The following is a 16,985-nucleotide window of genomic DNA, read 5'->3' as shown; positions in this document are numbered from 1 at the left end:
TGCCTTTAGGTGTTAGAATAGCCTTTTTATATGACGGTGGAATGGAAATCTACCAAGGCACAAAAGTTTTCATAAAAGACCCCGAAAACACCATCGGAGCCATGTTCCAAGGCATGTTTGATACTGGCGACGAGGAAGGTACAGCTTTTTGTGTGGGCTATGCTACAGAGAAGATTGTAGAGGCTATAGTGGCGAAGAAAGTTGCGGATGCTATGGCAGGGCCGAAGGTGGATGTTGAAGTTCCTAAAACATATCCTAAAGCGACTCTTGAGACGCTCAAGAACACAGAAAACTTTACAGATTCTGCTCTCGAGCATATATTTGAGGGCCAGATAAATCGACGTGGTAATGCTGTGGGGTATCATTATGAATGTATAGAAGGTACACAAGGAAGAATTATTCCGGGTACAGAAGTACCTATGAATGATTTAGGTGTTTATAAAGCTCAAGTTGAAGTAGGGGGAATTCCCAAAACAGGAAATGCTGGTTTCTCAACATTATTTCCTAAAAATATGTCTCCTCAGGAGATAATCAATTCAATTAATGAAGCTAATGAAGTAAAGGTATTAAAAACGGGAAATGAATATTATGGATACGCTAGTAACGGTATGAAGATTTCAATGTATATAAATAAAGCGGGTAAAGTAATAAGTGCATTTCCAGCAGAGTAGAGGTGTTTAAATGTTAAATTATAAAATAAAGTATATAGAGTTTAATGGGAATGTGGATGATATTGTATTTGATTTTGGTGAAGGAAAAGATGTACTTAGTATGTTTTTGTCATCAGATGTCACTCCTTTTGAAGAATGGATGAAAGAATCGTTTGATGATGTTTTGTCAGGAAAGATTGGAACAAAGACAGTGGATGGAAATGTTTGTTCTGCCGAAATAAGTCCTACAAATACTAAGATATTTGATATGCTTGTTGAAGATGAAGGAGAGTATTATTCTACGTGTTGTGAAGTTAATACAAAGGAGTTACGCCAGGTGATAGATGAATGGTGTGATGAAGTAAGGAAATTTAAGGATAAAAAGAAAAATAATCAATAGAGATGAAAAGCAGTATCTATAAAGTGGGCAGTGTCTTAATAATAAGACATTGTCCTACAACTAAGTAAAATGAGAGGTGTTAACTATGGATTTATTGCAGGAACTATTGTTTCTAGTCTTTCAGGTGGATGGGAAATTAGATACTACTGCTATGTTAAGATTGGCAGATAACAAGGCTGCCGGAATCGAAGGAATAACTTGTTCCTATAATCCTGATGATGAGGATTATAGAGATGGTTATGTTACAATTGATTATTGGTTAGGAATAGAAGACGAGACACAATATATCGAAAAAGAAAAATTTTATAATGCATTATCAAAACTATGCGATAAACATTTAGAGATAAATCTTGAAGATGGGGAGAAAATAAGGAAATATTTATATAAAATTAAAAATGATTTAAAAATCTAAGTATGGATGTATTGAAATTAAATGAAACTAATAAATATATGTTTGCTAACAAAATAGCAAAGACTGCAAAGAATTTGGCGCGCAATTAAATTAGGAAATATTTAAGCGGATTCTAAGAATCGGAATATTCCGCTTAAATGTTTGAGAGCAAGTTAAGTTTTAGGGAAACGTTGGAGCTTTTGACAAAATATAGAAATATAGTTAGAAAAGTGAAATGCTTACTATTGATGAAAGATACGAAATATTTAAGAATACATTATGTAAATGCAGTTCGAAATTACTAAACAAAAATAATGAAGAGTTTAAATATCTCTTATTTGAGGATTTAGCTGTTGAAATAAATAGTTTTTTACATGATACTGCGTTGGATACGTTTATTGAAGAAGGGTATATCGATGAATCAATATATAATAAATGTATTGAGCTGAGAGACTTATATTTAAACGAAGAAGAAAATTATATGTCCTTATCAGACGTAAATAAAATAAGAGAGTCTACAAAATTTAACAAAATGATAAAATTAGCCGATGAGATATTAACGATGTTATATGTATAAACAGAGATTATTTATAATTGCATTATAAATCTGATTTGAGAATCAAATACATGAGAACCAGAAAGTAAGTGAAATCAATGAACGAAATTGAATTATATAATACATATGATATCAATGGCAATCTAGTATACTACTTGGATAAGGATTGTACTGAAGAATACACAGGACATATCGAGGAATATGATGGGGGAGTCTTATGTAGAGAATTTGATGTTGTTAATGGCTACCTTGATGGAATTTGTAAAGAGTATTTTATTAAATCGAATAAAATAGAAAGCATTACTCAGATGAAATATAATATGCAAAATGTATTGTACATTGATTTTTACGAAAATGGCAAGGTGCAATCTATAGCTATAGCTATAGATAATGATTATATAGATTATATTATTTATGATGACCAAGGAAATATACAACATAATAGTTTTGAGAATGAAGAAAATAGAGGAGCCTTTATTATAGAGCAACAAGAATTATGTATTCAAGAACTTCGTAAAAAATATGACCTCATGAAAATCCACGAAGAAATAGTTCGGGATGGAGTTAATTTCAATTATCAAAAGTATTTTGGATTATAAATAATGAATATAGAAGAAATCTTTATAAATAAACAATTAGAGCTTATGCAAGAAATAGATCTGCAAAATGTTGTATCTATTTCTGCTATTCATAGGATTGCGGGAGTAGACTTAGCCTATTGGAAAGAAGGAGAGGATGAATATGCAAATTGTTGTATAGTTGTTTTCGAGTTCCCTTCGCTTAAAATTGTTGAAGAAAAATATACTGTTAAGAAAGTTGATGTTCCATATATTCCAGGTTGTTTAGCATTCAGAGAGCTTCCGTTATTCGAAGAAGTGTATAGTCTTTTGGAAAATGATGTGGATGTATTTTTCTTTGACGGAAATGGCTACCTTCATCCAAGGCATATGGGGCTAGCTACTCACGCAGGTATACTAATAAATAAACCTACAATAGGAATCGCTAAAAGCTATTTCAAAATAAATGATGTAGATTTCACAATGCCTGCAAGTGAAGCGGGAGCATATACGGACATTATTATCGATGAAGAAGTATATGGCAGAGTGTTAAGGACGGCTGAAAATGTTGAGCCTATTTTTCTTTCAATCGGTAATAAGATAGATTTGGATACAGCGATGGAGCTGACCAATATGGTTATCACAAAAGACAGTCATATTCCAGCACCAACTAGAATAGCTGATTTAATGACACACAAAGTTAGGAAAGAATATCATGGAGTAAGCAATTAGAGGCAGCTATAATATCATGAATATGGCTTTGGACAGCGGTTTATGCTTTATAGTTAGTTGGAGTTAAGCGTATTTGTAATATTAAGCGAAAAAACTTACTCTAATTCTGAAAAAGTTAAGTGTATTTAGAGCTGTGCTTGAAAAAACGCACTTTTTCAGAGGCCAATTAAGTGTTAATAGAGATGCTGTGAAAAACGCTTATAAAATACTTAAGTGGAATTAGCATACATAGATTATACACTTAAATTACCTACAAATTAGTAAGCTTTTGAGAGGTTTTAACGAAATCCACTTAACTTTTTCAAAATGGTAGTAAGTGGATTGAGGTATAGTTGAAATAACACTTACAAAATCACCAAAATGTTAAGTGGATTGTGGTAATAGAAAAATTCACTTAAATGTTGGTATAGACCAGCTTTAGGCTAACGGCCGAAGACCTCTACAGTAAGGTTAAGCTTGCCTTTTTTAGATAGGCCGCCTTCACCAAGTATATTGAATTTACCAAAACCTCGGACCGATACAGTGTCACCGGCGGCAAGGAGCTTGTCGTTGTTTTCAACAATATGTCCGTTGACAGAGACTTTCTTTTCTGTAAAGTAAGGAATGGTATCCTTACGGCTAAGATTGTATATTTTGGCGATAACAGCATCGGCTCTAGGGGATGCTACCTGGATGGTGGCCTCCTTTAGAGCTGCCTTTATGTATGAATCCGGTAGCTGACTAAAGCTACATTTTACAGAATTACGGCCTACAGATACGAAGTTTTCCATAAGATAGTCGGCAGTAGCTTCATCCACATAGATATAGGCATCCATGCCATCCACAAAGATATCGCCGAATTTTTTTCTATCTATGCCAAGGCTCATAAGGCTACCGAGATAGTCGCGGTGTGTATATTCTTTGGCAAATTTTTTCGCAAGTGGTTCCACCTTAATGCATTTGATGGGAAAATCCACGTCATAGCCAAAATCAGCTTCGCTTCCGAAGCGAACCATTTGCCTTTCGCAGTTTTTGTATCCGCCAAACAAATCGTATTTTATAGGAGCGAAAGTCTTATCCCTTGCGGCCTGGTAAAGAACCTCCTGCTGGCTTAGGCTAAGAAAGTCGCTAAATGTGTATATGTTATTTTGATAAGCTCTGTTTGAAAGTTCTATTAATCTCTTATATAAAAGCTGTTCATCATTTGTCATATTAATTCCGTCCTTTGATAAATCTGTATCAATTATACTGAAAATGTATTAAAATAACACCTAGTTAATGTAGAAAGATAGGAATTGATTATGGATAAGATTTACACCGATGGAATAATTTTTGATATGGATGGTACTATTTGGGATAATACACCAGTGTTTGCGCCTAGTTGGGAAAGGGCCTGCAAGGATATGGGATATGATGTGAAGTTTACCCAGGATAAGCTAAAAGGGCTTTTTGGAAAGACCATGACAGATATTGCTGATGCTTGCATTCCTGACGAAAATGCTGATAGACGATATGCTACTTTGAAGCTTTGTGAGGAATATGAGATGAAGGATTTGGAAGAAAGCACTGCTGATACCACATATCCTGGATTGGCTGATACTCTTAAAAAGCTTAGCAAGCGTACTAAGCTTTACATTGTAAGTAATTGTCAGTCTGGCTATATTGAAACCTTCCTTGAGCGAAGCAAGCTGGGCTATCTTTTCACTGATTTTGTCTGCTATGGTGATAATGGTCTTGGCAAGGCGGATAACATTAAAGGCTTAGTGGCTAAGAATAATATCAATCATCCAGTCTACATTGGGGATATCCAAGGTGACAAGGATGCCTGCGACAAGGCAGGGGTTGATTTTATCTGGGCTGCCTATGGCTACGGTAAATCTGTAGATGGCTATGTTGCAAAGGTGGAGGATATAAAGGAACTGGATAATGTGATTGGATAATCAATAATAAAATTAAAGAAATAATGGAGGAATCTAAAATGAAGATTGTAATTGCAAATGATCATGCAGCAACAGATTTAAAATTTGAGGTAAAGGAGTATATTGAAAGCCTTGGACATGAGGTAATCAATATTGGTACAGATTCACACGAAAGCTGTCACTATCCTGAGTACGGCAAGAAGGCTGCTGATATGGTAGCAGCTGGTGAGGTGGACTGCGGCGTACTTATCTGTGGAACAGGCGTAGGTATTTCCCTTGCAGCCAATAAAGTAAAGGGAATCAGATGTGGCGTATGCTCAGATACAGCAACAGCTCGTCTTATTAAGCAGCACAACAATGCAAATATGATTGCTTTTGGAGCTAGAATTGTTGGTACTGAACTTGCTAAGGATATTGTAAAATCCTTCTTAGAAGCAGAGTTTGAAGGTGGTGGAAGACATCAGCAGAGAATTGATATGATTTCAGCTATTGAAAATGAAGGTTAAGTCTGATATAATCAGTCAGTCTGCGAAGTATTCGTACATGAAAGACTTTTTAGTCTACCTATATATATTTTAGAGGAGGATTATTAGTAAATGAACGTACAGGTAGAAAATCTTGAGAAGAACATGGCTAAGCTTACAATCACAGTTGATGCAGCTGAGCTAGAGAAGGCTATTACAAAGGCATATAACAAGCAGAAGAACAGCATTTCTGTTCCTGGCTTTAGAAAGGGCAAGGTTCCTCAGCACATGATCGAGAAGATGTATGGTGCAGAGATTTTCTATGAGGACGCTGCTAATATCATTATGCAGGATACTTACCCAGCAGCTTATGATGAGTCTAAGCTTGATATCGTATCTCAGCCTAAGATTGATATTACTCAGCTTGAGAAGGGTAAGGATTTCATCTACACAGCTGAAGTTGCTGTTAAGCCAGAAGTTAAGCTTGGTAAGTACAAGGGTGTATCTGTAACAAAGGTTGATTCAAAGGTTACAGCTACAGAGGTTAACAACACAATTAAGGCAGAGCTTGAGAGGAACGCTCGTACAGTTACAAAGACTGGCAAGGCTGCTAAGGGTGATACAACAGTTATCGATTTCGAAGGCTTCATTGATGGCGTAGCATTCGAAGGCGGTAAGGGTGAGAACTATAACCTTGAGCTTGGTTCTGGTTCATTCATTCCTGGTTTCGAGGATCAGCTTATCGGACACAAGGCTGGTGAGGATGTTGAGGTTGAGGTTACATTCCCTGAGAACTATCAGGCAGATGACCTTGCAGGTAAGCCAGCAGTATTTAAGTGCCACATTCACGAAGTTAAGGGTAAGGACATCCCTAAGCTTGACGATGAGTATGTAGCTGATACTACAGAGTTTGAGACAGTTGATGAGTACAAGGCTTCTGTTAAGGAACGTCTTGAGAACAATAAGAAGGCAGAAGGCCGTCGTGCACAGGAAGACGAAGCAATCGCTAAGATCGTTGAGGATTCAGAGATGGAAATCCCAGACGCTATGCTTGATTATCAGGTAGAGAACATGATTAACGATTTCGCTAACAACATGGCACAGCAGGGTCTTTCACTTCAGCAGTACATGCAGTTTACAGGCATGACAATGGATTCATTCCGTGAGCAGGTTCGTCCAGATGCACTTAGCCGTACACAGTCTTCACTTGTACTTGAGGCTATTGCAAAGGCTGAGAAGATTGAAGCTTCTGATGCTGATGTTGATGCTAAGCTTGAAGAAATGTCTAAGCAGTATGGCATGGAGCTTGAGCAGATTAAGAATCTTGTTGGCGAGAACGAGAAGGAGTCTATGAAGAAGGATATTGCTATCGAGAAGGCTATCGAGCTTATCATGGACAACGTTAAGGAAACAGCTAAGAAGAAGGCTACAAAGAAGGCTGATGATGCTGAGAATGCAGCAGAAGCAGAAGAGAAGCCAGCTAAGAAGACTACAAAGAAGTCTACTAAGAAAGAGTCTACAGAAGAGTAATAAGTGTTAAGAATTTATTAACTTTTTGTAAAATGCAAGACAGGGACTCACAAAATATATATAATAAATATCGAAGTCACACACTAGCCTGGGCTTATGCTCGGGCTTAGTGTCTATTTAAAAGATACTAAATTTTGCTACAGGAGGACAACATAATGGCAACAATTCCTTATGTCATTGAACAGAATTCTCGCGGTGAGCGTTCTTATGATATTTATTCAAGACTATTAAAAGACCGTATTATTTTCTTAGGTGAGGAGGTTAACGAGACAACTGCTTCTCTTACAGTTGCACAGCTTCTTTTCCTTGAATCTGAGGATCCTAGCAAGGATATTCATCTTTACATCAATAGCCCAGGTGGTAGCGTTACAGCTGGTATGGCTATTTATGATACTATGCAGTACATCAAGTGTGATGTATCTACTATCTGTATTGGTATGGCAGCTTCTATGGGTGCTTTCCTTCTTGCAGGTGGTCAGAAGGGTAAGAGATTTGCTCTTCCTAATGCAGAGGTTATGATTCACCAGCCACTTGGCGGTGCTAAGGGTCAGGCAACTGAAATCGAAATTGCTGCTAAGAACATCTTAAAGACAAGAGAAAAGTTAAACCGTATGCTTGCTGAAAACACAGGTAAGCCATACGAACAGGTATGCGCAGATACAGAGCGTGATCATTGGCTTGATGCTAAGGAAGCACTTGATTATGGTCTTATCGACGAAATTATTACAAAGAAAAATTAGTTAATATCCGATATAATAATGGGGACTATTAATTAGAGAGTTTATGAGGTAGTTATGGCAAGAAACGATGATAAAATCCGTTGCTCTTTCTGCGGAAAGACACAAAATCAGGTTCGTAAGCTTATTGCAGGACCTAATGGGGCATTTATTTGTGACGAGTGTGTAGACATTTGTCAGGAAATAATTGTTGAGGAATTAGAGGATTTTGGCCCTACTGAGGATACAGATTCTATCGAAATCAATCTTCAAAAGCCAGAGGACATGAAGGCATTCCTTGATGAATATGTTATTGGCCAGGATGAGGCTAAGAAGGTTTTGTCAGTTGCTGTATATAATCATTATAAGCGCATCATGGCAAATCCAGATGACATCGATGTAGAGCTTCAGAAGAGTAACGTTCTTATGCTTGGTCCTACAGGTTCAGGTAAGACACTTCTTGCTCAGACACTTGCTAGAGTGCTTGGTGTACCATTTGCTATTGCAGATGCTACAACACTTACTGAGGCTGGTTATGTTGGTGAGGATGTTGAAAACATCTTGCTTAAGCTTATCCAGGCAGCTGATTTTGATATTAAGAAGGCTGAAATTGGTATTGTCTACATCGACGAGATAGATAAGATTACCAAGAAGTCTGAGAACGTTTCTATCACTCGTGATGTATCAGGTGAAGGTGTTCAGCAGGCACTTCTTAAGATTATCGAGGGTACCGTGGCAAATGTTCCACCACAGGGTGGTCGTAAGCATCCACAGCAGGAGACTATCGCTATTGATACTAAGAACATTTTATTCATCTGCGGTGGCGCATTCGAAGGACTAGACAAGATTATTTCACAGCGTACAGATGTTAGCCAGATTGGTTTTGGCGCAGATATTAAAGATAAGAATAAGCAGAAGGTTGATGATTTACTTCAGCAGGTTCTCCCTCAGGATTTCATTAAGTTTGGACTTATTCCAGAATTTATTGGTCGTGTACCTATCAATGTATCTCTCAAGGAGCTTACAGAGGACGACATGATTAGAATCCTTAGAGAGCCTAAGAATTCCCTTACAAAGCAGTACGAGGCATTGTTTAAGATGGATGGAGTTAAGCTTCATTTTGAAGAGGATGCACTTCGTGAAATCGCTAAGAAGTCTATCGAGAGAAAGACAGGTGCCCGTGGTCTACGTGCAATTGTAGAGAATGTTATGATGGATTACATGTATCATGTACCATCTGACGAATCAATTACAGAGATTACAGTCACTAAAGAAATGGTTGATAACAATCTTCTTCTTATTGACAAGGATGATGAAAGCAGCGTTGTTTCAATCGAAGACAAGAAGGAAAAGAGTGCGTAATGGTTATCAGATCATGTAATCTTGAAACAGTATGTGGGCCTACATCGCAGCTTCCTAAAAACGACCTTCCAGAGGTAGCTTTTGCAGGTAAATCTAATGTAGGTAAATCTTCACTTATAAATGCGGTTATGAACCGCAAAGCTCTTGCTAGAGTATCAGCACAGCCGGGCAAAACCCAGACAATAAATTTCTACAATATCAACGATGAAATTTATGTTGTGGATTTGCCGGGCTACGGCTTTGCTAAGGCTTCTGAAAAGGAACGTGAGAAATGGGGCAAGATGATTGAAACATATCTGAATTCATCAGATATGATAAGGGCTGTATTTTTACTTGTAGATATTAGACATGCGCCATCTGCTAATGATAAGCAGATGTTTGAATGGATGGACTACGTAGGGTACGATCCAATAGTTATCGCTACAAAGGCTGACAAAATCAAAAGAAGTCAGCTTGATAAGCAGATTAAGATACTCAGAGAAGGCTTAGGTGCTAATAAGGATACTATTATTGTTCCATTTTCATCTCAGACTAAGCAGGGGCTTGATACAATCCAGGACTTTTTAGACCAGGTAATCGAAAACGAAGCTAGTCTGACAGACGTAGAGGACCTTGATTAATGAAAAATAAGTTTTTATTTGTGCTGCTATTGCTTATATCAATTAGTGTTGTTAGCTTTTGCAGCACATTTTTTTATGTAAAATATAATAAAACTGAAGTTGCAAGGGATGATATCCTTGTAATGACCAGCTGTAATCCTATATACATTGCCACCACTAATGTGGTTGGGGATATAGATGGTGTCACTGTGGAAAACTTATCCCAGCCAACCACAGGATGTTTACATGATTACACTCTTACAACAGAAGATATGAAAAATCTTGCTGCTTGTGATGTGTTGATTGTAAATGGTGGTGGCATGGAAGGATATTTGGATGATGTAATTGCTGCATATCCTAAGCTTACTGTTATTGATACATTTGAAGCCATAGAGGATAGTTATCCAGTTATAAAAGAAGATGAAGAAGCTGAGGAAGATGTAGAAGAACATATTCATGGAGAAGCTTCAGAAGAACATCATCACCACGGTGAGTTTAACAGCCATGTATGGATGAGCGAGGATATATACTCAGGACAGATAGAGGCTATCGCAGAGGGGCTATCTAATGTAGATAATAGTCATGCTAAGGAATACATGGCAAACGCCACCCTGTTTAATAATAATTTAGGCAAATATATTGATAAGGCTGATGTTGAGGCTGGGCTTAAAGGAGAAAATGTTGCTATACTTCATGAGGCATTTGCTTATACAGCTCAGTCAATTGGTGCAAATGTAGTAGCTACCATGGATTTAGATGAAGAACGCCAGGTTAGTGCTGGTGAAGTAAGCTCATTTATAGATGAGATAGTGGATAACAATGTAAAGGTGGTATTCGCAGAATACGATTACGGTTCTTCAATGGGCAAGCTTATTGAAGAGCAGACAGATGCCAAGGTAGTTTATCTTGAAACATTAGTGCATGGTACTTATGACAAAGATGATTATATTACTGTACTTAATAAGAATTATGCATTGATACATAATAGTTTATAGGACACAAAATATGAAAAAAATCATTCCATGTGGTTTCCACTGCATAAAAATTAAAGATTTAGGGGTAAGCTTCGGGGAACAGCAGGTTCTTGAAAATATCAATCTGCATATCCACTGCGGTCAAATATCTGCTGTAATAGGTAGAAATGGAGCAGGTAAATCCACCCTGGTAAGGGCCATCCTTAACGAAGTTCCTCACACAGGAGAAATCCAGTTTAAAAATAAAATGGATAATACAATGCAGGGACTGCGCATAGGTTATGTTCCTCAGGCTGTTAATATCGACAGGACAACACCACTTTCTGTATATGATATGTTCCAAAGTTTTACAGGTAAGTTGCCGATTTTGGTTAAGACTAAAAAGGAGCATGAGCATGTAAAGGAGGCTTTAGCAGAGTTTGATGTTGATGGGCTTATAGACCAGCCTGTAGGTACATTGTCAGGAGGTCAGCTTCAGCGAGTACTTCTTGCCATGGCGGTACATGATACTCCTAATTTGCTTCTTTTAGATGAGCCTGTTTCCGGCATTGATAAAAACGGAATGGACGATTTCTATGAGAAGATGCAGTATCTTAAGGAGACTCATGATTTGGCAATTATATTAGTTAGTCATGACTTGGATTATGTATATAAATATGCAGATAATGTAATACTTATAGATAAGACAGTTACAGCTGCCGGAAAGCCAAAGCAGGTATTTGAGTCAGATGCTTTTAAGCATGTGTTCGGTAAGGGAGCTATAGGAGAAGTGGAGGTGGCTGCAAATGTTTAATGAAATGTTTTCTTACGCCTTCATGGTTAGGGCAACGATTGCCATTCTTCTTATATCTCCTTTATTTGGGATGGTTGGAACCATGATTGTTCAAAAGCGAATGGCATATTTTAGTGATGCTTTGGGCCATTCCGCACTTACTGGAATAGCAGCAGGCGTTATCATGGGGATTGCAAATACCACTATTTCTATGGTTATATTTGGAATATGCTTTGCTCTACTATTAAATTATATTAGTAGAAAAGGGCTCAGCTCATCTGATACCCTGATATCAGTTTTTGCTAGCTGTGCAACAGCTTTAGGTCTTGCAATTCTTTCAAGGGGTGGAAGCTTTGCTAACTATTCAGCAATACTTGTAGGTGATATACTTTCTATCACTGCTTCAGAAATAATACAGCTGATTGTTTTGTTTGTAGTGATTCTTGTATTTTGGTGCATTAGCATTAACAGGCTTACAGCCATTAGCATCCATGCTACACTTGCCAAAAGTAGAAGTATATCGGTGCGTATTATGGAGGATGCCTTTGCAGTACTTATTGCATTACTTGTAATGCTTTCTATTAAATGGGTAGGAATACTGCTTATAAATGCGTTGCTTATTCTTCCAGCTGCCAGCAGTCGTAATATTTCCGATAATTATAGAGAGTATACCTATCTTTCAGTAATATTTAGTGTTTTCTCTGGTGTAGTAGGGCTTTTTGTTTCATATTTTACTGATATGGCAACAGGACCTATGATTGTAATAATAGCTAGTGTGATATATTTTGCCACATATATTTACGGCAAAGATAGATAAAAATCTAGACAGAATTAGATTTTGAGTATATAATGACAATACTATCAAAGTTAATTCGTTAGTCGATTCGGCTTTTTTATTCCACGAAGTTATTATTGTTTTTTAAGGAGATTTACATGAGAGAAAAATACGAAAGTTTATCGGTGACGGTGTTGCGCGATTTAGCTAAGGCTAGAGGTATAAAAGGCACATCCGCAATGAAAAAAGCCGATTTAGTAGAGGCAATGCTTGCTCAGGACGAAATAGACAAGCAGAATGAAAGTGCTAATACTGATAAGGCTTCAGAACAGGAGGCTCCTAAAGCAAGACCTGCAAGAGAAGAAAAGACTGAGCGCGCTGAAAGACCTAGAAGAACAGAGCGTCCAGAAAGAGTAGAGCGCCCAGAGAGAGCAGAACGTCCAGAGAGAGCTGAAAGAACAGATAGAACAGAACGTGCTGAAATCCCTGCTGACATTCCACTTGATAATCTTATGCCAGCCAGTGGTATTTTAGAGGTTATGGGTGATGGCTTCGGATTCATTCGCTGTGACAACTACATGCCAGGTACAGATGATGTGTATGTATCCCAGTCACAGATTAAGAAGTTCAATCTTAAGACAGGTGATATTATTGTTGGAAAGAAGCGTTTCAACAACCCAACAGATAAGTTTGCAGCACTTATGATTATTGATACAATCAATAATTATTCTCCAGAGGCAGCTTGCAGACGTCCTAATTTTGAGGATCTTACACCAATCTTCCCTAACGAACGTATTAGATTAGAGAGACAGCGCAGCTCAGTAGCTATGCGTATTGTAGATTTGGTGAGCCCTATTGGTAAGGGACAGCGTGGTATGATTGTTTCCCAGCCTAAGGCAGGTAAGACCACACTTCTTAAGGAAGTTGCAACATCAGTTAATTACTCACATCCTGATATGCATCTTATTATTCTTCTTATTGATGAACGTCCAGAGGAAGTTACCGATATGAAGGATACCATGAGAAACAGCAAGAATGTTGAGGTTATCTATTCTACATTTGATGAAAGCCCAGAGCACCACAAACGTGTGTCTGAAATGGTTATCGAGCGCGCAAAGCGTCTTGTAGAGCATGGACAGGATGTTATGATTCTTTTGGATTCAATCACACGTCTCGCACGTGCATACAACCTTACAGTACAGCCATCAGGACGTACTCTTTCAGGTGGTCTTGATCCAGCGGCTCTTCACATGCCAAAGAAATTCTTTGGTGCAGCCAGAAATATGCGTGAGGGTGGCTCCCTTACAATCCTTGCAACAGCCCTTGTTGACACAGGTTCCAAGATGGACGATGTTGTTTTCGAGGAATTCAAGGGAACAGGTAACATGGAGCTTATTCTTGATAGAAAGCTTTCTGAAAAGAGAATTTTCCCTGCAATCGATATTACAGGTTCAGGTACACGTAGAGAAGATTTATTGCTTTCTAGAAAAGAGCTTGATGCCATGGAAATCATGCGCAAAGCAATCAATGGTGCACGAAAAGAGGATGCTGTTGAGACAATCCTTAATATGTTTGCCCATACAAAGAGCAATGACGAATATATCGATATGATTATTCGTAAAAGGGTAATATAGCCCTTACTGAAGTTTTTTATAGTGAGGAATATCATGGCAGAACCTAATTTGATTTACAAGATTACTATACTGGAATTATTGCATCGTAGTGGTTTCCCGCTTAGTAACAGTCAGATTACAGATTTCTTTTTAGAAGGTAATTTAACAGATTACTTTACAGCCCAGCAGGCTATCAGCGATGACGAGGAAGCTAATCTGATTTTATCAAAGACGAATCATAACAATACAACATATTCTATTACAGATGAAGGACAGAAGACTCTAGAGTTATTTAAGGAGAAGATTTCTCCTGCACTGTCCAAGGATATTAACAAATATCTCAAAGTTAATTCTATCTCTATGAAAGAGGAGAATTCCTACAAGGCTACTTATTTCAAGGCAGATAGGGGAGGCTTTGTGGTGCAGCTTCGCATTACGGAAAATGATGTGCCTACAATGGATTTAAGCTTCCATGTAGGTTCTAAGGAGCAGGCAGAAACCCTTTGCAATAACTGGAAGGTTAGAAGTGATGAAGTATACGCTTCTATAATGGATATACTTATGAACTAATTTACATCGGAAATTTTGGGGTGAGCTATGAAATCTGTTAGGACAAGAATGATGCTGTTAATAGCATCCCTTGTGTTATTTGTAGAAGCAGTAGTAATTATAGTCGCAGTTATGACACTAGGCATCTTAAAGTCAAAAGATGCTGTCATATCTGCGGCTTATTTTTTTATTCCTTTCTTATTAGCCACAGTGTTAGGAATGGCATTTGCAAGGCTGGTGGTAAAATGGCTTGTAAAATTAATCGATGAACAGACAGAGGCAGCAAACGCGGCAAATAAAGCGAAAAGCACCTTCCTTGCCAATATGTCTCATGAGATTAGAACTCCAATTAATGCCATTTTAGGAATGGATGAAATGATTATCAGGGAATCTAATGACGAGCAGATTGTGGAATATGCTACCAGTATAAAGCAGGCAGGCAAATCATTATTAGTACAGGTAAATGGAATATTAGATTATTCCAAGCTTGAAGACGGCCATATGGAAGTATTTGAGGTAGAGTATGACTTAGCTACAATGATAAGTGGTTTTGTTTCAAGTGCTTCAACAAGAGCAAAGGCCAAAGGACTTAATTTTAAGGTGGATATAGATGAAAATCTTCCAATTACACTGTTAGGAGATGATGTAAGAGTAAGTCAGATCGTGGCAAATCTGCTTACCAATGCTGTTAAGTATACAGAGGCTGGTGAAGTTGATTTTTCCATGCGTGAGGTTGGAAGAAATGAAAGCTCCATAGATATAGAAATAAAGGTGAAGGATACAGGCATAGGTATTAGGGAAGAAGATTTGAAAAATCTGTCTGTATCATTTAAGAGAATAGATGAAGAGCACAACAGGAATATTGAGGGTACGGGACTTGGCATTCCTATTGTTATACAGCTGCTTAAGCTTATGGGAAGTGAGCTTGTGGTAGAGAGCAAGTATCAGGTGGGCTCAACCTTCTCATTTGTACTAAAGCAGGGAATCGCCTGCAATGAGCCAATAGGGGATTACAAAAAGAGAATCAAAAAAAGCTATAAAAGGCGTAATAAGTACACATTCCCTTCTTTGCCTGAGGCAGAGGTGCTGTTAGTGGATGATTACGAAATGAACCTTGTAGTTGCAAAGAATCTTATGAAGGTCTACGACTTTATTCCTGATTTGGTAGAATCAGGTAGGGCAGCCATTACCAGGGCAGAGGAAAAGGAATATGACATTATCTTTATGGATCACATGATGCCTGAGATGGACGGTATTGAGACCTTAGATATTATCAAAAAGAAGGGATATCTAGGAAAGAACACAAAGGTTATAGCCCTTACAGCAAATGCAATTGCTGGTGCAAAAGAATACTATATTTCCAAGGGCTTTGACGATTATCTGACAAAGCCTATAGATGCTGAGGCTTTAGAAGAAATGCTGCTTAAATACATCCCGAAAAGGAAGATACTAAAAAAGGCTATCAGTGATGTAAAAAATGATAAGTCACTTGTATCTAATGATGATGAGCGCCAGGCTTTAATCAAGATATTTGTATCTACCATTGATGAAAGCGCCAAAAAACTGGATGAATACAAGGCAGCAGGTGATATAAAGAACTACACAATCAAGGTGCATGGGCTTAAAAGTACAGCGCGTCTGATAGGTGAAATGTCTATTTCTAAAAAGGCAGAGGCTTTAGAAAAGGCAGGAAAGACAGGGGATATAGATTATATTAATAATCATCATGATGAACTGATAGAAGAATATTTAAGCATAAGAAATAATTATGAGGAAACGAAGCCGCCTAAAAAGCCATTTGAAAAAAGTGATTTAAAGGATGCACTATATTCAATAATAGAAATGGCTAATGTATCAGATTATACATCTACGGAAATGCTATTAAATACTTTAGATGAGTATGATATTCCAGAGGATGTCTATGAGGGAATAAAAAGGATTAGAGAATTCTTAAATAAGCTTGATTATGAGGCTGTTGCAAAGACTGCAACGGATATGCTGAATCAGTAGTTGGAGGGCATAAAATGGATTTTTTTAATTCACCATTGGAAAAACGTAAAGTGGCTATTGTAAGTGCTAAGGATAGCTTTTCGGTAATGGGTATAAGAAAAAAGCTGCAGGAGGCAGGTATGGAAGGGGTTGTAGTTGCACCTAGCGTGTTTCAATTAGAATCTGCAGTTGATGAATCAGACCCTATTATATATTATCTTGATGACGATATTTACACCCTTAGAGGGGCGGATTTTTTAAAGGAGCTGAAAAATCTTTGCCTTGAGCAGCAGCGACTTGTAATCTTAGTAGGGGAGAAAGCAGAGTATGAGACAGCTATTGAGACTATTCCAAAATCAGCTATAGTAGAATTGTTTTCCAGGCATGTATATATGGATGCTCTTCTTGACACTGTGGAGAGCGCCTTAAATGTAGAGATTGCCCCGGCAAGAAAAAAT

20 protein-coding genes are annotated in these 16,985 nt (G+C 37.7%); 19 read left to right on the top strand and 1 reads right to left on the bottom strand.

Going from position 1 to position 16,985, the window contains the following annotated elements:
- The 6 genes from IJ535_RS09130 to IJ535_RS09105 all read left to right on the top strand — a co-directional run.
- On the top strand, positions 1-671 hold a 671-nt coding region (locus IJ535_RS09130), incomplete at its 5' end, for an EndoU domain-containing protein (protein WP_294301625.1).
- A 10-nt stretch (positions 672-681) separates the two neighbouring features.
- Entirely contained in the window at positions 682-1,050 is a 369-nt protein-coding gene (locus tag IJ535_RS09125) for a hypothetical protein (protein ID WP_294301621.1), read from the top strand.
- An 85-nt stretch (positions 1,051-1,135) separates the two neighbouring features.
- Positions 1,136-1,462 carry a ribonuclease toxin immunity protein CdiI gene (cdiI, locus tag IJ535_RS09120; protein ID WP_294301618.1) on the top strand — a complete coding sequence of 109 codons (327 nt, stop codon included), beginning with the start codon at positions 1,136-1,138 and terminating at the stop codon, positions 1,460-1,462.
- A gap of 214 nt (positions 1,463-1,676) precedes the next feature.
- Complete coding sequence (locus IJ535_RS09115) at positions 1,677-2,018, top strand: hypothetical protein (protein WP_294301615.1); 342 nt, start codon at positions 1,677-1,679, stop codon at positions 2,016-2,018.
- A 77-nt stretch (positions 2,019-2,095) separates the two neighbouring features.
- Positions 2,096-2,596: a hypothetical protein gene (locus tag IJ535_RS09110; protein ID WP_294301612.1), complete on the top strand. Its 501-nt coding sequence runs from the start codon at positions 2,096-2,098 to the stop codon at positions 2,594-2,596.
- 3 nt (positions 2,597-2,599) lie between these two features.
- Positions 2,600-3,286 (top strand): endonuclease V, encoded by a 687-nt coding sequence (locus IJ535_RS09105; protein ID WP_294301609.1) that lies wholly within the window; start codon positions 2,600-2,602, stop codon positions 3,284-3,286.
- A 422-nt stretch (positions 3,287-3,708) separates the two neighbouring features.
- On the opposite strand, the gene IJ535_RS09100 is transcribed toward IJ535_RS09105, so the two are convergent.
- On the bottom strand, positions 3,709-4,476 hold the full coding sequence (locus IJ535_RS09100) for a YlmH family RNA-binding protein (protein ID WP_294301606.1): 768 nt from the start codon (positions 4,474-4,476) through the stop codon (positions 3,709-3,711).
- A 90-nt stretch (positions 4,477-4,566) separates the two neighbouring features.
- On the opposite strand from IJ535_RS09100, the gene IJ535_RS09095 reads away from it, so the two are divergent.
- The 13 genes from IJ535_RS09095 to IJ535_RS09035 form a co-directional block, all read left to right on the top strand.
- On the top strand, positions 4,567-5,205 hold the full coding sequence (locus IJ535_RS09095; protein WP_294301603.1) for an HAD family hydrolase: 639 nt from the start codon (positions 4,567-4,569) through the stop codon (positions 5,203-5,205).
- A 38-nt stretch (positions 5,206-5,243) separates the two neighbouring features.
- Positions 5,244-5,690 (top strand): ribose 5-phosphate isomerase B, encoded by a 447-nt coding sequence (rpiB, locus tag IJ535_RS09090; RefSeq protein ID WP_294292815.1) that lies wholly within the window; start codon positions 5,244-5,246, stop codon positions 5,688-5,690.
- Between the two features lie 90 nt (positions 5,691-5,780).
- Positions 5,781-7,178 (top strand): trigger factor, encoded by a 1,398-nt coding sequence (gene tig, locus IJ535_RS09085; protein ID WP_294301599.1) that lies wholly within the window; start codon positions 5,781-5,783, stop codon positions 7,176-7,178.
- A gap of 155 nt (positions 7,179-7,333) precedes the next feature.
- Complete coding sequence (clpP, locus tag IJ535_RS09080) at positions 7,334-7,918, top strand: ATP-dependent Clp endopeptidase proteolytic subunit ClpP (RefSeq protein ID WP_028242592.1); 585 nt, start codon at positions 7,334-7,336, stop codon at positions 7,916-7,918.
- Between the two features lie 54 nt (positions 7,919-7,972).
- On the top strand, positions 7,973-9,256 hold the full coding sequence (gene clpX / locus IJ535_RS09075) for an ATP-dependent Clp protease ATP-binding subunit ClpX (RefSeq protein ID WP_294301596.1): 1,284 nt from the start codon (positions 7,973-7,975) through the stop codon (positions 9,254-9,256).
- Complete coding sequence (gene yihA, locus IJ535_RS09070) at positions 9,256-9,876, top strand: ribosome biogenesis GTP-binding protein YihA/YsxC (protein WP_294292824.1); 621 nt, start codon at positions 9,256-9,258, stop codon at positions 9,874-9,876. The genes clpX and yihA overlap by 1 nt, the downstream gene beginning before the upstream one ends.
- Positions 9,876-10,850, top strand: coding sequence for a metal ABC transporter substrate-binding protein (locus IJ535_RS09065; protein WP_294301594.1), 975 nt, complete (start codon positions 9,876-9,878; stop codon positions 10,848-10,850). Before yihA ends, IJ535_RS09065 begins: the two co-directional genes overlap by 1 nt.
- A gap of 10 nt (positions 10,851-10,860) precedes the next feature.
- Positions 10,861-11,622, top strand: coding sequence for a metal ABC transporter ATP-binding protein (locus IJ535_RS09060; protein WP_294301591.1), 762 nt, complete (start codon positions 10,861-10,863; stop codon positions 11,620-11,622).
- Positions 11,615-12,418, top strand: a complete 804-nt coding sequence (locus IJ535_RS09055) for a metal ABC transporter permease (RefSeq protein WP_294301588.1) — start codon at positions 11,615-11,617, stop codon at positions 12,416-12,418. The genes IJ535_RS09060 and IJ535_RS09055 overlap by 8 nt, the downstream gene beginning before the upstream one ends.
- A 116-nt stretch (positions 12,419-12,534) precedes the next feature.
- The gene (gene rho, locus IJ535_RS09050) at positions 12,535-14,010 is read left to right on the top strand and encodes a transcription termination factor Rho (RefSeq protein ID WP_294301585.1); all 1,476 of its coding nucleotides are present in this window, start codon (positions 12,535-12,537) and stop codon (positions 14,008-14,010) included.
- 33 nt (positions 14,011-14,043) lie between these two features.
- Positions 14,044-14,559 carry a DUF4364 family protein gene (locus IJ535_RS09045; protein WP_294292836.1) on the top strand — a complete coding sequence of 172 codons (516 nt, stop codon included), beginning with the start codon at positions 14,044-14,046 and terminating at the stop codon, positions 14,557-14,559.
- A gap of 27 nt (positions 14,560-14,586) precedes the next feature.
- Positions 14,587-16,548: a response regulator gene (locus IJ535_RS09040; RefSeq protein ID WP_294301582.1), complete on the top strand. Its 1,962-nt coding sequence runs from the start codon at positions 14,587-14,589 to the stop codon at positions 16,546-16,548.
- A 14-nt stretch (positions 16,549-16,562) separates the two neighbouring features.
- Positions 16,563-16,985: hypothetical protein (locus IJ535_RS09035; protein WP_294301579.1), on the top strand; the 423-nt coding region annotated here is incomplete at its 3' end.

This window comes from Pseudobutyrivibrio sp., assembly GCF_017471675.1.
Taxonomy (GTDB): domain Bacteria; phylum Bacillota; class Clostridia; order Lachnospirales; family Lachnospiraceae; genus Pseudobutyrivibrio.
The sequence above is the reverse complement of the archived record's forward strand: the minus strand, read 5'-3'. Positions and strand labels throughout refer to the sequence as shown.

Bases quoted from the DNA above. Each gene is read 5' to 3' on its own strand.
- IJ535_RS09125 (WP_294301621.1), top strand. From the start codon at position 682: ATGTTAAATTATAAAATAAAGTATATAGAGTTTAATGGGAATGTGGAT.
- cdiI (WP_294301618.1), top strand. From the start codon at position 1,136: ATGGATTTATTGCAGGAACTATTGTTTCTAGTCTTTCAGGTGGATGGG.
- IJ535_RS09115 (WP_294301615.1), top strand. From the start codon at position 1,677: ATGCTTACTATTGATGAAAGATACGAAATATTTAAGAATACATTATGT.
- IJ535_RS09110 (WP_294301612.1), top strand. From the start codon at position 2,096: ATGAACGAAATTGAATTATATAATACATATGATATCAATGGCAATCTA.
- IJ535_RS09105 (WP_294301609.1), top strand. From the start codon at position 2,600: ATGAATATAGAAGAAATCTTTATAAATAAACAATTAGAGCTTATGCAA.
- IJ535_RS09100 (WP_294301606.1), bottom strand. From the start codon at position 4,476: ATGACAAATGATGAACAGCTTTTATATAAGAGATTAATAGAACTTTCA.
- IJ535_RS09095 (WP_294301603.1), top strand. From the start codon at position 4,567: ATGGATAAGATTTACACCGATGGAATAATTTTTGATATGGATGGTACT.
- rpiB (WP_294292815.1), top strand. From the start codon at position 5,244: ATGAAGATTGTAATTGCAAATGATCATGCAGCAACAGATTTAAAATTT.
- tig (WP_294301599.1), top strand. From the start codon at position 5,781: ATGAACGTACAGGTAGAAAATCTTGAGAAGAACATGGCTAAGCTTACA.
- clpP (WP_028242592.1), top strand. From the start codon at position 7,334: ATGGCAACAATTCCTTATGTCATTGAACAGAATTCTCGCGGTGAGCGT.
- clpX (WP_294301596.1), top strand. From the start codon at position 7,973: ATGGCAAGAAACGATGATAAAATCCGTTGCTCTTTCTGCGGAAAGACA.
- yihA (WP_294292824.1), top strand. From the start codon at position 9,256: ATGGTTATCAGATCATGTAATCTTGAAACAGTATGTGGGCCTACATCG.
- IJ535_RS09065 (WP_294301594.1), top strand. From the start codon at position 9,876: ATGAAAAATAAGTTTTTATTTGTGCTGCTATTGCTTATATCAATTAGT.
- IJ535_RS09060 (WP_294301591.1), top strand. From the start codon at position 10,861: ATGAAAAAAATCATTCCATGTGGTTTCCACTGCATAAAAATTAAAGAT.
- IJ535_RS09055 (WP_294301588.1), top strand. From the start codon at position 11,615: ATGTTTAATGAAATGTTTTCTTACGCCTTCATGGTTAGGGCAACGATT.
- rho (WP_294301585.1), top strand. From the start codon at position 12,535: ATGAGAGAAAAATACGAAAGTTTATCGGTGACGGTGTTGCGCGATTTA.
- IJ535_RS09045 (WP_294292836.1), top strand. From the start codon at position 14,044: ATGGCAGAACCTAATTTGATTTACAAGATTACTATACTGGAATTATTG.
- IJ535_RS09040 (WP_294301582.1), top strand. From the start codon at position 14,587: ATGAAATCTGTTAGGACAAGAATGATGCTGTTAATAGCATCCCTTGTG.